This is a genomic window from Streptomyces sp. 1222.5, from assembly GCF_900105245.1.
GTDB classification, from domain to species: Bacteria; Actinomycetota; Actinomycetes; order Streptomycetales; family Streptomycetaceae; genus Streptomyces; species Streptomyces albidocamelliae.
On the sequence record NZ_FNSZ01000001.1, the window covers coordinates 520,853 to 534,131 of the forward strand.

A 13,279-nucleotide genomic window follows, 5' to 3' on the forward strand; every position below is an offset into this window, starting at 1 on the left:
TTCAGCTCTTTCGGCCACCGCTGTACGTCCCCCAGCCGGTGGAGCGATCGGTTGACCCGCGCTTCGCCCCCTCGGCCGACCGGTTGCGGAGCATCGTGAGTGGTGAGGACCATTTCCGTGAGGTCTTCTGGAGACACATGGCGAGGAGCCGGTTAGAGGATGAGATGACATCTCCGAACGCGTTGCCGACCGCCCGCGAGGGCCGACCGCCCGGTCACGGAGGGGAGGCCGAGGTTCCCGCGCTGCATCTGCGCAGGTCGTTCCGGTGGCAGGCGCTGCTGCGGATCGCCGTGGTGATCGCGTTCGCGGTGGATCTGGCGGTGTTCCCGCCGTCGGAGCGGCTACCGCTGTCGGTGGTGGTGGCCGCCGTCTACGTACTGTGGACCGTGGCGACGCTGTGGGCCGCGTTCGGACCGCACCAGCCGTTTCCGAACTGGGTGTACCCGCTGGCCGACCTGACACTGCTCACGGCGTTGATGGCGGTTTCCGGGAATTTCTCCGACCCGAACTGGAGCTCCCCGCTCTCGGCCGACATTTTCCTGTTCATTCCCGTTCTCGCCTCCTTTCAGATGGAGCCGATTCTCACCGCAGCCTCCGGAGTACTGGCTGCGGCGAGCTATGCCATCGGCACCAGCCTGGGACACATGCAACAGCCGTACTGGCATTTCATCTTCGTCCACACCTTGTTCATTCTCGTGGTCTGCGCCGGCTGCGTTCTGCTCTCCGACGTCCAGCAGCACCGGGTGCGGTCGATCAGGGAACTCGCGGAACATCGCCTACGGCTGCTGGACCGCATCATGGCGGCGGAGGAACGTGAACAGCGGAAGATCGCGGAAGTGCTCCACGACGGTGCCCTGCAGAACGTCCTCGCTGCCCGGCACTTCATCGACGAGGCGGCGTGCAGCCCGGAGGATGTCACCGATTCCCTGCAGCGCGCCGACGAGGCCCTCACGGCCGCGAGCAGGCAGCTCCGCTCCTCGGTACGGACGCTGCACCCCGAGGTGCTCGTCTCGGGCGGCCTCGTACCCGCCCTGGAACATCTGACCCAGCAGGCGTCCGAGCGCGGCAGATTCCACGCCGAGGTCCACGCGGCCATCACCACCGCGGGGAGCGCCGACCGGCCGCTCTACTGGCTGGCCAGAGAACTGCTGGAAAACGTCGTGAAACACGCGCAGGCGAAAAATGTCACCGTCACCCTGCAGAAGAACGACTCGGCGAGCGTACGGCTGTCGATCCGCGACGACGGCATCGGGATTCCCCCCGACGCCATGACCAGAAGTCTTTCTTCCGGGCATATCGGTATCGCCTCACATCGTGCCCGCATCGAAGGAATGGGAGGCACGTTCACCCTCCACGCCAACCCCTCCGGCGGCACCACGGTCGAAGCCATCCTCCCCCTCGGATAGCCGCCGGTCCTTGCCGGCGGCGAGAGGCTGCGCACCGTAGGTGATGCGGACGACACCGTCGGCGTGCCGTTCCGCGGACGCCCGTACGCCGAACACGTCGGCGAGGATCTCGGGGGTGAGCACTTCGAGGACCGGTCCCGCGACGACCACCGTTCCCTCGTGCAGGACGACCACGTGGTCGCAGAGCCGGGCGGCCAGGTCCAGGTCGTGCAGGACCGCCAGCGTGGTGACGCCGGTGGTGCGGATCAGGTCCAGCAGTTCGAAGCGGGCGCGGATGTCGAGATGATTGGTCAGCTCGTCGAGCACGAGCAGCCGGGGCTGCTGCGCCAGTGCCCTCGCGAGCAGGACGCGCTGCCGCTCCCCTCCGGACAGGGAGGCGTAGTCACGGTCGGCGTAGGGCCGCACGCCGCACCGGTCGATCGCGTCCTCCACGGCCCGGTGGTCCTCGGCGCCGTCGCGTCCCAGCAGACCGTGGTGCGGGGCGCGGCCGAGCGCGACGATCCCGGTGACGGTCAGCCCGGAGGTGGTGCCCGTGGCGTCCTGGAGGACGGCGGCGGTGCGGCGGGCCGCGGCTCGTGCGGACAGGGCCCACACGTCGTCGCCGCCGACAGCGACCACGCCGTCCGCCGGGCGGAGCGAACGGTAGACGGCGCGCAGCAGTGTGGATTTTCCGCTGCCGTTGGGGCCGACCAGGCCGACGATGTCGCCTTTGCGTGCCTCCAGGCTCACGGCGTGCAGGATCGGCCGGTGGTCCAGGGTGATGCGGAGCTGGTCGACGGTCAGTTTCATGGGTCAGTCCAGGCCCTTGTCGCGGCGCAGCAGCCACAGGAAGAAGGGGGCGCCGAGCAGGGCGGTGAGGATGCCCAGCGGCAGTTCGTTGGGGCGGTCGAGGGTGCGGGAGAGCAGGTCGACGAGGACGAGGTAGAGGGCGCCCAGCTGGGCGGTGAGGGGCAGGAGGCGGCGGTGGTCGGCGCCCAGGGTGAGGCGGACGAGGTGGGGGATCATCAGGCCGACGAAGCCGATGCTGCCGGCCACGGCGATGACCGTGCCGGTCAGGAGTGCGCTGAGCACCAGGAGTATCGCGCGCAGTCGGTTGACGTCGACGCCCAGCGCGGTGGCGGACTCGTCGCCCGCCAGCAGGACGTTCAGGCGCCGTCCGAACAGTGTCAGGAGGGCGGTGCCGGTCAGGACGACCACGGCGACGGTCGGGAGCCGGCCCCATTGGGCGCCGGCCACGCTGCCCAGCATCCAGAACATGACCGTGCGCAGTTCGGTCGGTGTCGCCTGGAGCTGTACGTAGGACGTCGCCGAGAGGAAGACGTAGCCGACGGCGACACCGGCCAGGACCAGTCTGGTGGGTGCCATCCGGCCCCGGCGTCTCCCGAGCGCGAAGACGAGTGCGCCCGCCGCCACCGCGCCGAGGAAGGCAGCCGCCGACACCCCGAGCCCGGCGAGTGCCACGCCCCCGCCCAGGGTGATGACCAGCACGGCGCCGAGCGTGGCGCCGTAGGAGAAGCCGAGGACGACGGGGTCGGCGAGCGGGTTGGACACCACGGTCTGCAACACTGCACCGGAGACGGCCAGGCCCGCGCCGACCAGTGCGGCGAGGACCACCCTGGGGGTGCGGAAGTTCCACACGATCTGGTCGGTGGCGAGGTCGGCGGCCGTGCCATGCCCGGTGATGTGGTGCCAGACGATGCCCCAGACGTCATCGAGCGGAACGGTGACCGCTCCGATGCTGATCGCCACGATCATGGTGGCGATCAGTGCGCCGGGCAGGAGGGTGAAGGCCAGAACGGCCCCGAGCCTGTCGTGTCGGTTCAGAAGGCGTCCGGGTGCAGCATCCGCGCGATCTTCTGTACGGCCAGGTCGTTGCTCGGGCCGAGGTACATGGAGTCGGACAGGACCACGAACGTGTTCTTCCTGGCGGCCGGCCACTGGGGGAACTCCTTCAGCAGTTTCCTGGCGTAGGCCGCCGGGTCGGGGTCGTGGTAGCCGATGACGACGAGTGCGTCGACGTCGGTGGCGGCCACCTTCTCCTTGCTCAGGTCGGCGAAGGCGGTCCTGGAGGCCGACTCGAAGGCGTTGGCGCCGCCGGCCCTGGTGAGGATGTCGTTGTAGATGCCGTGGGCGACGACGGAGCTGAAGTCGTTGCCGCCCATGGACATGTTGGAGAAGAGCACCATGACCTTGGGCCTCTTCTTGCCCTTGACCTTGGCTGCCACCTCGTCGATGTGTTTCCGGGAGGCGGCGATCAGCTTCTCGGCCCGCCGGGGGACGTTGAAGACCTTCCCCATGTCGCGCAACAGCGTGTAGCTGTCGGCGACGGTCATCTTCGAGGTGTCCTGCTCGCAACCCTGGGGTGAGACATAGGTGTTGGCCCCGACCTGCCGCAGCTGGTCACGGGTGGCGAAGCCGTTCTTCTCGTCGAAACCGTACGACGTCGTGGACAGCACCAGGTCGGGGCGCAGGCCGAGCATGGCCTCGCGGGGAATGTCGTAGGCGTCGTTGAGTTCGATGTGTCCGGTCGGCAGCGCCTTGACGGCCTTGGCCCGGCCCGGTACCTCGCTCATGCCGTAGTTCTGCTCGTTGGCAACGATTCGGTCCCCGAGGCCGAGGGCGAGCAGGGTCGAAACCTCCGCCACGGAGGCGCCGTTCATCACGACGACCCGACTCGGTGCCTTCTTGAAGGTCTCGGACCGGCCGCAGTTCTCGAGGGTCACCGGGTGCCCGGTCCTCGACGCGGCCTCGGTCTGGTCGCCGTTCGTCGTCCCCTCGGTCGAGGAGTCGGCGCATGCCGTCGTGACCAGGCACAGGGCCGCGGTCAGCACCGCGGCGACCGGCCGTTTGATGGACATGGTGGCTCCTCGCTCACAAGCTCGGTGATGTTCTGTTGCAGTAGTCGTGGCGCGGTGGTCTCGAGTTCCCGACGCGGTCCGACTACTGCTTCCGGGAGGCCGGACGGGGATCGTGTCCGGCCGGTGCGGGCAGCTTGCCGGTGGTCACGCAGTGGTCGAGGTACCGGAAGACCAGGTCGCGGTCGATGGGCGGACAGGTGATGCCGCTGCCGCGCAGGCCCTGGCGGACGTTGTCGGCGCGGACGTGTCCGAGGCGCAGGTCGGGTGTACCGCTCCCGGTGGTGTCGTGGGCGTCGAAGAAGGCGAGCAGGGTGGCGGCGGGCCCGGACGACGCGGGCAGTTGGTCGCGCCATCGGGTGAGCGGCAGGCGTCGTACGGCGTACCCGTACTCCTCCACCCAGTCGTAGAGGTCGCTCAGCCGGACCCTCGGAACCGCCGCGTGGTTGAAGACGGGCCCGGCGGCCGTGCGGGCCAAATGCACCACGGACTTGGCGATGTGGTCGACCGGTGTCCAGGTCTCGTCCTCGGACAACTCCGGGAGGATTCCCGCCGGGAGACCGGCGCGCAGCACGCTCCACAGGAAGTCGTCGGCGTTGACGTACCCGGAGCCGGCGGGTCCGACCACGCGTCCCAGACGGTGCACGGTGACCGGCAGACCACGCTCGGCCGCCAGTTCGAGCAGGCGTTCGGAGGCCCACTTCGACTGCTGGTAGCCGTGACGCAGGCCCGCGTGCGGTGGCAGGAACTCCTCTCGCACCTCGGAGTCGAGGTTCGCCGGCGGGGCCACGGACAGCGTGGACACGTAGTGGAGGGGAATGGTCCGTTGGGCCGCCAGGCGCAGCAGGTGCCGGGTGGACTCGGTGTTGACCGCGCGCAGGGTGCCGTACTCGCGCAGGATGCTGACCGTGGCGGCGTTGTGGAAGACCGCGCCGCAGGTCCCGGCCAGTTCGCCGAGGAGATCGGGTGCGAGGCCGAGGTCCGGGCGGGCCAGGTCGGCGGGGACGGCGGTGATGCGCTGCCGCGCGGATTCCGGAAGCCCGAGGTGGTGTTCCCGCAGGGCTTTGTGCACGCGGTCCGCGGCCGCGTCGCCGGTGGGCGCCCGGACGGTGCAGACGATCTCTGCGTCCGTGGCGGCCAGGAGTTCCGCGAGCAGGTGCGCGCCGACGAAGCCGGTGGCTCCGGTCAGCAGGATGCGCGTCGGAGTGTCCGTGCGCCTGCATGTCCCGGGGCGGATGTCCGGGTCGAGGACGGTGTCGGTGTGCAGCGCCGCGGGGAGGCCGGTGGCGGCGGGTGAGCGGTCGTCGAGGAAGCGGGCGAGTGCCGCCGCCGTCGGGTGCTGGAAGAGCCAGGCGACCCGTACGTCACGGGCGAGTACCGTGCCGAGCCGGTTGGCGGCCTGGATGGCCTGCAAGGACTGGGCGCCCAGGTCGAACACGTCGTCGTCGGGGGCGATGTCGTCGACACACAGGATCCCTTGCCAGACACCGATGACGGTCCGTTCCAGGCGACTGCCGACGGTCGGGACGCGGGGCTCGGGCGCGGTGCTCAGTGCGGGTCGGTCGATCTTGCCGGATCCGGTGCGGGGCAGACGGGTGTGGAAGGCGACGGCCGAGGGGATCATCGCCGCCGGCAGCCTCGCCCGGAGGTGAGCCCTCACCTCGGAGGCGGACGGGGTCGGGGGGTCCGTGACCAGATGGGCGGCGAGCCCGCGGGCGCCGTCCGGCATCGTCCGGCCGACGACGGCCGCCTCACGGATCCGGGGATGGGTCAGCAGCGCGCTCTCCACCTCGGCCGGGTGGACACGATGACCGCTGATCTTGAATTCCTCGTCCGCTCGGCCGAGGAACCGCAGTTGCCCGTCGTCACCGATGTCCACCAGGTCGCCCGTACGGTAGGCGCGGGGCGCTCCCGGAAGCGCCGCGAGAGGCACGAACCGAGCGGTGTCGCGGACTTCGGTCCCCCGGTAGCCGAGGGCCAGGTTGTCACCCAGGAGGTACAACTCCCCGCGGACGACGGCGGCCCTGGTGCCGGGCAGTGGCAGCCCGATGGGTACGGCGTCCGGGGCGAGCCCGGGGGCGTGCAGGTCGGCGACGGTGGCGACCACGGTGGCCTCGGTCGGGCCGTAGGTGTTGAACAGCCGGACCGAGGTGCCGACGGCCTTGCGCCAGCGCTCCACCCGTTCCGGCAGCGCGGCCTCACCGCCGATGACGACGGTCCGCACGCCCGCGGGCAGGGCGGCCGTACCCGTCGAGAGGGCGTGGGCGAGTTCGTGCCAGTAGGCGGTGGGCAGGTCCAGCACGCTGATCCGCAGGCGCTCGCACGCGTCCAGGAACCGCGGGACCGACTCCGTCATGTCGTCGGTACGGACGACGAGGGTGGCTCCGGCGCAGAGCGTCAGGAGGATCTCCTCCACGCTGGCGTCGAAGTGGAGCGGCGCGAACTGCAGGACGCGGTCGTCGCTGCTCAGCCCGTAGCGGTGGGTCGCCCCGGTCACGAAGTTCGCCAGGGCGCCGTGGCTGATCTCGACGCCCTTGGGGCGGCCGGTGGAGCCGGAGGTGTGGATGAGGTAGGCGGGGTCCTGGGGCGAGGGAGGTCTCGGTGCGGGGCCGGGCGGCGAGTCCGGCTGGTCGAGCGCGAGTACGGGTGTGCCTGTGAAGGTGTCCGCCCAGGTGGTCGTCGTCAGGACCAGGACGGGCTCGGTCTCGCTCAGCAGCTGTGTCGTCCGGTCGGGCGGAGCGGCCGGGTCGAGAGGACAGTAGGCCGCGCCCGCGCACAGCACGCCGAGGACCGCGGTGACGGCACCGATCCCCCGCGGCAGCGCCACGGCCACCAGGGTGTCCGGGCCGGCACCCCGCGCCGTCAGGCGGAGGGCCAGATCGCGTGCGTCGGCGTACAGCCGTGCGTACGTGATGCTGTCCCCGGCGTGCTCCACGGCCGCCACCGCGCCCCGGTGGGTGGCGTGGTCGGCGATCAGGCTCAGCACCGGGCGGGCGGGGGCGGGCAGTGGACCGCCGTCGAGAACCCGTGCGGACGGCGGGCTCAGGGGCCGGTCGGGAGCGGCCACCGCCTCGGCCAGCAGTGCGAGCAATTCCGTGTGGAAGGCGGCGACTTCGGTCTCGTCGTACAGGTCGGGGTTGGCGTCGGTCGCGATCCGCAGTCCGGTCCCGTCCGAGCGGTCGTACACGTTGACCGCCAGGTCGTCGACGGGACCGGCGGAGACGTTGTGGACGGTGCTGCGGCGTCCGGCGAACCGGAGATCGTACGCGAACGGCATGATGTTGACACCGGGCCCGGACAGGCGCCGCTGCCCGCCCACCAACTTCAGGTCGCGGCGCAGCTGTTCGTAGCGGTAGCGCTGGTGCGGCAGTCCGGCGCGGAGTTCGCCGGAGACGCGGGCCGCCAGGTCACGCAGGCTGTCGTCAGCGGTGACGGACACCCGCAGCGGCAGGATGTTGCGCACCATCGCCGGTACACGCAGCGACACCGAGCCGAGGCGGCCCATGACGGGCAGGCTCAGGATGGCCTCCGCCGCACCGGTGACGCGGTGGAGATGGGCCGCCGTCACCGCGAGCAGCACCTCGGACCAGGTCACCGACAGCTCTCGGGCGACTGTGCGCAGCGCGTCCACCTGGTCCGGTTCGAGATCGGTGACGCGGCGGTGGAAGGTGTGGGCGGGCAGCGCGGACCGGCCGGCCGGTGAGGCCACCGAAGGGCGGTCGGCGTACCGCGTGTTCCAGTGGGCGCGGTCCCCGGCGTGCCGGTCGCTCTCCCGGTACGCCTGTTCCTCGGCGCGGACGGAGTCCAGTGTACCGAAGCCGCTGTCCGGGATCGGCTCGCCGGCCATGAGGGCGGTGTAGACCTGGGCCACACGGCGGGCGACCAGGGAGAGGCCGAAGCCGTCGAGGGCGATGTGGTGCACCCGGTGGTACCAGAGGTACTGCTCGTCTCCGGTCTTCAGCAGGGCGTGGCCGAATACGGGTCCCCTGGCCAGGTCCACGGGCCGGGCCAGGTCCACGGTCATCCACGCGACCGCGGCACCGCGCGGGTCCGGTTCGCCGGTGAGGTCGACGATGTGCGACTGCCAGTCGGTGACCGGGGTTTCGAGCTGCCAGGGCCGCCCTGCCCCGTCCGCCTCGTAGGTGACGTTGAGGGCTTCGGTCTCGGAGACGACGTGGTGGAGGGTGAGTTCGAAGACGGCCGCGTCGACGGGCCCCTCTATGCACACGTATTCGGCCGTGTTGTAGGCGGGACTGTCCGGGTCGAGCTGCTGGCCGGTCCAGATGCCTTCCTGCGCGGCCAGGAGGGGATGGCGGCGTGCGTGTCTAGGTGTCGGCATGGTTCCCCCCTCCCGGGCGTTCGGCCAGCAGCCGCCACCACTGGGCGAAGGAGGTGCGCTCGGCGAGGTCCACGAAGCTGACCTCGGCACCGGCGGACTGCCACCGTTCGAGCAGGGTGACGATGCGCAGGGAGTCGAGGCCCGCGTCCAGCGGGTTCTCGTCCAGGTCGACTTCGTCGGGGGTCAGGTACAGGAACTCGGCGAGGTCGGCGCGGAAGCTGTCGAGGGTGAGGGGTTGAGACATGGTCTCTCTCTACGGCGGTGTCGGCGGCGTCAGTTGACCTTGCGGGCGGAGTCGCCCCAGAAGCGGTCGCGCAGCTCCCGGCGGAGGATCTTGCCGCTGGGGTTGCGCGGTACGCGGTCGATGAACTCGTAGCGCGAGGGCAGCTTGAAGGCGGCCAGCCGCGGCACGAGGAACGTGTGCAGGTCCCGTGGGCTCGGCCGCTCGCCGGGAGCGGGGACGACGAAGGCGTGGACGCGTTCGCCCCAGCGCTCGTCGGGGGCTCCGACGATCACGGCCTCGGCCACGCCCGGGTGGTGCTCCAGCACGTTCTCGATCTCGGCGGGGTAGACGTTCTCGCCGGCGACGAGGACGGCGTCCTTGATCCGGTCTTGGATGAACAGGTAGCCGTCCTCGTCGAGGTACCCGGCGTCGCCGGTGTGGATCCAGCCGTCGACCAGGGTCTGGGCGGTCCTGTCGGGCAGGCCCCAGTACTCGACCATGCGGGCCGGGGTGTGCAGGCAGGCCTCTCCGATCTCGCCCGGTGGCAGCGCTCGGCCCTTGTCGTCGATCACCTTGGCGCGGACGCCCGGATAGGGGCGGCCCGCGGCCTGCATGCGCGGTCCGCCGGGCACATGGTCGGCCGGTGGCAGGCACAGGGCGGTGTTGCCGGTCTCGGTGAGGCCGTAGATCTGGGCGAACTCGCAGTCCAGGACGGTGAGGCTCTCCTCCAGCAGGTTCTCGGAGATCGGTGAGCCGCCGTAGACGGTCTTGCGGAGCGTGGTGAAGTCCTCCGCGGTCACGCCCGGTTCGGTGAGCAGCAGACGGAGCATCGCCGGCACCACGCAGGCGGTGGTGACGCCGAGTTCGCGGATCAGGTTGACGGCGTGGCGGGCGGCGAAGGCGCGCATCGCCACGATGGTCGTACCCGCGTTGAGGTTCTGCGTGGCCCACCACAGGCCCCCGATGTGGAAGCCGGGGATGCCGACGAGCGCGATGTCACCGTCCCGCCAGTCGATCCAGTCGAGGCCTTCGCGCACCAGGGCGTCACGGACGGCGAAGAAGCTGCGGTGGGCGAGGACGACGCCTTTGGGGAGTCCGGTGGTGCCGCTGGTGTAGAGCTGGGCGACCGGGGTCCCGGCTTCGGCCGCGAACTCCGTTTCCGTGCAAGGGTGTTGTGCGCTCCACGCGGTGATGGTTTCCAACGGTACGACCGTCTCGGGCGGCGCGGTCGGCATGCGTGCCACGATCGGCGCGAACTCCGGCTCCAGGAACAGGAGTCTGGTTCCGGAATCCTGGAGGATGTGGCTCACCTCGGGTGCGGTGAGCCGCCAGTTGATGGGGACCAGCACGGTGCCGCTCTTGGCGCAGCCGTAGAGGATCTCGTAGTAGTGCTCGGACTCCTTGCCGAGGTACGCCACGCGGTCGCCCTCGGCGAGTCCGGCTGCCCGGATGGCGTGGGCGATGCGGTTGCTCTCGTGGTGCAGGGCGCCGTAGGACAGGCTGCGGCCTTCGCAGAGCACGGCCGGGGTGTCGGGCCGGTGTACGGCGTGGAAGCGGACGGTCTCGACGAGGGTTTCCATGGGCGGTCCCTTCGGTGGCCGGGTCAGGGGAGGTTGACGAAGGCGAGGGTCGCCTCGCCGTCGCAGCGTCCGCCGTCGGCGTCCCAGTAGCGGTAGGAGGTCTTGGCGTGGAGGAACGGCTTGCGGCCGTCGGGCTCGCGCCGGGTGACGGACAGGAACTCCACCTCGCCCGAGAAGGAGCGGGGGTTGATCGGGCGCCGGAAGCTGCCCGAGAAGCGGGCGATGAGGACGTCCGGGAGCTGATGCCGCCAGAAGTCGTCCAGGGTCCAGTCCTCGAACCCGGCCAGGAGTCCTTCCCGGACGGACTTCGCGACGAGGTAGTACATCATCTGGTTGTAGGCGATGTTGACCTCGACCGAGTTCAGGTGCCCGGTGTCGTCGATGTAGCAGGACTCGGGGATCGCGAACTCGCAGCGCGCTGCATGGTGTTCGGGCCCCGTCGTGACGACCGCGGACGTCAGGTACTTGCAGTGCGCCTTGTACGGCGCCAGGACACGCTCCAGGAGGTCGGTGTCGGTGGCGTACGGGCGCTGGGCGGAGGTGGTGGTCATGGCACTCGTATCCCGTCGTGCAGTTTGTGGTCGTCGTGGACGGTGACGCGGTAGGAGACGGTCGGTTCCGGGGTGGCCGTGTGCCGGGCGCGGTGGACGAGGCTGCGGTTGTCCCAGACGAGCAGATCGCCCTGCTCGAAGCTCTGCAGGTGGATGTCGCCGTGCTCGAAGGTGTCGTCGAGTTGGCCGGTGGCCTCGAAGAGGCGGTGCAGGAGGTCGTCGTCGAGTGGCCTGCCGTCCGCGTCCTCCATGCCGACGGTGAAGCCCTCACTGATGTAGAGGACGGTCTCGCCGGTGAAGGGGTGCGTGAACGTGGTGGGTTGGCGCACGGCCGGAGTCTTGCGCTCGACCTCCTCGACGACTTCGGAGAGCGGGCGGTAGACGTCCTGCGGGCGGATCTTGAAGTACTTGCGGACGGAGTGCCGGCAGTAGGTGCCGGCGATCCGCTTCCGGAGATCCTCGGGCAGTTTCGCGTGGGCCCGGCCCATGTCGATGAAGTAGGTGCCGCGGTCGCGCAGCGGGACGACCTGGGGGTGGATGAGGGTGATGCCGAAGGGATCGGGCATGAACTGGTAGTCGGCGTGCCAGAAGTTGCCGGTCCTCGGTACGCCTATCTGTCTGCCGTTCTCCGGGACGTTGGAGGACACGAAGATCTCCGGGAGTTCGGGGTGGTGGTACATCGGCTCGTAGTAGGTCTCCGGGCGTCCGAGACGGCTGCCGAGGTCGAGGAACTGTCGGGGGGTGAGGTCCTGCGCCTTCAGGACGGCGATCTTCTTCGTGTAGACGGTCCGCTTGAGCCTCTGGACGTCCGCCTCCGATGCGGTGGTGTGGTCGAAGCCCTCGATCGTGGCGCCGAGGGCGGAGCCGGGATGTTCGGTGATCTTCATGAGTCGATTCCTTCGTGGGGGTGTTCTGAGAACGGGTGCCGGGAAGTCCGGGGGGCGGCGCTGTCTAGGAAGCGGCGGGGGTTCTGCGCACGGCGTGGGCCAGGGGCACACCGCAGGCGATCCCCGCCGCTATCGCGAACACGGCGGTTCGCAGGCCGGCCGCCGAGGGACCGCCGGCCGGATGCCGTCCGATGGCGCCGGCCAGCGCCACCAGCACCGCGAGACCCACGGCGCCGCCGATCTGAAGACCGGTGGAGGTGATTCCTGACGCCACGCCCTGCTCGTCGGGGGCGACACCGGCACCTGCGGCGATCCATATGCAGGTCCAGGCGGCGCCCTGACCCAGACCGACGAGCACGATGCCCGGGAGGAGCAAGGGGTAGGAGCCGTGCGGGGTGAGTGCGAGGCCGAGGACGGCGGCCCCCGTCGCACCGAGTGCCATGCCGCCGGCCAGCGTGCGGTGCACACCGACGGCCGCGACGGCCCGCTCCCCGGCCTGTGTGCCCACCGCGACCACGACAGCAGGAACCAGGAAGGCCAGGCCGGTCGCCAACGCGCCGTACCCACGCACCTCCTGGAAGTACAGGGTCAGGAAGTACGGCAGTGAGCTGAACGTGGCGCTGTAGACGGCGGTCACGGCGATCGGCGCCACAAGCCCGCGGTGCCCGAACAGGCGGCCCGGCACCAGCGGATCGCGTGAGCGCGTCTCGACGACGGTGAAGAGGGTGAGCAGAGCCACCGACAGCACCGCGCTCACCAGGACGGACGGGTTGACCCAGCCGGCCTCGGGCGCCCGCACCAGCAGGAACACCAGCAGGGTGATGCCCGCGGTACCGGTCAGCGCGCCCGCCAGGTCGAAGCTCCGCGCCGCGACCGGTGGGACGTCCGTGGGGAAGAGCACCCAGCCCGCCCACGCGACGGCCGCCGCCAGGGGAACGCTGACGAAGAACACCGACGGCCAGCCGAACTCCTCCACCAGGACGCCTCCGAGAAGGGAACCGAAGCAGAGACCGCCGGCGCCCGCGGCACCCCACACCGCCAACGCCCGGTTCCGGTCCGGTCCTTCGGCGTAGATCGTGTTGATCAGGGACAGGGTGGCCGGGAAGAGCAGGGCTCCCCCGATCCCCTGGACCGCCCGCACGGCGATCAGTACTCCCGGAGCCACGGAGAACCCTCCCACCAGCGAGGACACCGCGTAGACCGAGGCCGCGACGACGAACGTCCGGCGCCTGCCCAGCAGGTCCGCGGCCCTGCCACCCAGCAGCAGGAAGCCCCCCGTCGTCACGACGTAGGCGCTGACCACCCACTGCAGATCGTGTTCCGCGAAGCCGAGGTCCGTGCCTATGGCGGGCAGGGCGACGTACACGATGTTGAAGTCGAGGGCGACGACCAATTGGGCCAGCGCCAGAACGAGGAGCGGCAGTCGTGCCGACATGGT

10 protein-coding genes are annotated in these 13,279 nt (G+C 70.2%); 1 reads left to right on the forward strand and 9 read right to left on the reverse strand.

All coding sequences use genetic code 11. The annotated features are described in order from the left end of the window. The first annotated feature begins 164 nt into the window (after positions 1-164). On the forward strand, positions 165-1,406 hold the full coding sequence (locus tag BLW57_RS02540; RefSeq protein WP_176985423.1) for a sensor histidine kinase: 1,242 nt from the start codon (positions 165-167) through the stop codon (positions 1,404-1,406). On the opposite strand, the gene BLW57_RS02545 is transcribed toward BLW57_RS02540, so the two are convergent. The 9 genes from BLW57_RS02545 to BLW57_RS02585 all read right to left on the reverse strand — a co-directional run bounded on the left by BLW57_RS02545 (position 1,308) and on the right by BLW57_RS02585 (position 13,276). Then, entirely contained in the window at positions 1,308-2,195 is an 888-nt protein-coding gene (locus BLW57_RS02545; RefSeq protein ID WP_093471809.1) for an ABC transporter ATP-binding protein, read from the reverse strand. The genes BLW57_RS02540 and BLW57_RS02545 overlap by 99 nt on opposite strands. Before the next feature lie 3 nt (positions 2,196-2,198). After that, on the reverse strand, positions 2,199-3,161 hold the full coding sequence (locus tag BLW57_RS02550; protein ID WP_093471811.1) for a FecCD family ABC transporter permease: 963 nt from the start codon (positions 3,159-3,161) through the stop codon (positions 2,199-2,201). A gap of 65 nt (positions 3,162-3,226) precedes the next feature. Further along, complete coding sequence (locus tag BLW57_RS02555) at positions 3,227-4,264, reverse strand: ABC transporter substrate-binding protein (protein WP_093471812.1); 1,038 nt, start codon at positions 4,262-4,264, stop codon at positions 3,227-3,229. Positions 4,265-4,346: 82 nt separating this feature from the next. Next, positions 4,347-8,600, reverse strand: coding sequence for a non-ribosomal peptide synthetase (locus BLW57_RS02560; protein WP_093471814.1), 4,254 nt, complete (start codon positions 8,598-8,600; stop codon positions 4,347-4,349). Beyond that, positions 8,587-8,844, reverse strand: coding sequence for a phosphopantetheine-binding protein (locus BLW57_RS02565; protein WP_093471816.1), 258 nt, complete (start codon positions 8,842-8,844; stop codon positions 8,587-8,589). The genes BLW57_RS02560 and BLW57_RS02565 overlap by 14 nt, the downstream gene beginning before the upstream one ends. Positions 8,845-8,873: 29 nt before the next feature. Then, positions 8,874-10,403, reverse strand: a complete 1,530-nt coding sequence (locus BLW57_RS02570; protein WP_093471817.1) for a long-chain-fatty-acid--CoA ligase — start codon at positions 10,401-10,403, stop codon at positions 8,874-8,876. 23 nt (positions 10,404-10,426) lie between these two features. Next, positions 10,427-10,954, reverse strand: a complete 528-nt coding sequence (locus BLW57_RS02575) for a (2E)-enoyl-ACP glycyltransferase (protein WP_093471819.1) — start codon at positions 10,952-10,954, stop codon at positions 10,427-10,429. Next, a complete protein-coding gene (locus BLW57_RS02580; RefSeq protein ID WP_093471820.1) occupies positions 10,951-11,841 on the reverse strand; it encodes a (3R)-3-[(carboxymethyl)amino]fatty acid oxygenase/decarboxylase in 891 nt (296 codons plus the stop codon). The genes BLW57_RS02575 and BLW57_RS02580 overlap by 4 nt, the downstream gene beginning before the upstream one ends. A gap of 64 nt (positions 11,842-11,905) precedes the next feature. Continuing rightward, positions 11,906-13,276, reverse strand: a complete 1,371-nt coding sequence (locus tag BLW57_RS02585; RefSeq protein ID WP_093480476.1) for an MFS transporter — start codon at positions 13,274-13,276, stop codon at positions 11,906-11,908. Positions 13,277-13,279: the final 3 nt, after the last annotated feature.

Bases quoted from the DNA above. Each gene is read 5' to 3' on its own strand.
- BLW57_RS02550 (WP_093471811.1), bottom strand. From the start codon at position 3,161: ATGATCGTGGCGATCAGCATCGGAGCGGTCACCGTTCCGCTCGATGAC.
- BLW57_RS02555 (WP_093471812.1), bottom strand. From the start codon at position 4,264: ATGTCCATCAAACGGCCGGTCGCCGCGGTGCTGACCGCGGCCCTGTGC.
- BLW57_RS02540 (WP_176985423.1), top strand. From the start codon at position 165: ATGACATCTCCGAACGCGTTGCCGACCGCCCGCGAGGGCCGACCGCCC.
- BLW57_RS02545 (WP_093471809.1), bottom strand. From the start codon at position 2,195: ATGAAACTGACCGTCGACCAGCTCCGCATCACCCTGGACCACCGGCCG.
- BLW57_RS02585 (WP_093480476.1), bottom strand. From the start codon at position 13,276: ATGTCGGCACGACTGCCGCTCCTCGTTCTGGCGCTGGCCCAATTGGTC.
- BLW57_RS02570 (WP_093471817.1), bottom strand. From the start codon at position 10,403: ATGGAAACCCTCGTCGAGACCGTCCGCTTCCACGCCGTACACCGGCCC.
- BLW57_RS02560 (WP_093471814.1), bottom strand. From the start codon at position 8,600: ATGCCGACACCTAGACACGCACGCCGCCATCCCCTCCTGGCCGCGCAG.
- BLW57_RS02580 (WP_093471820.1), bottom strand. From the start codon at position 11,841: ATGAAGATCACCGAACATCCCGGCTCCGCCCTCGGCGCCACGATCGAG.
- BLW57_RS02575 (WP_093471819.1), bottom strand. From the start codon at position 10,954: ATGACCACCACCTCCGCCCAGCGCCCGTACGCCACCGACACCGACCTC.
- BLW57_RS02565 (WP_093471816.1), bottom strand. From the start codon at position 8,844: ATGTCTCAACCCCTCACCCTCGACAGCTTCCGCGCCGACCTCGCCGAG.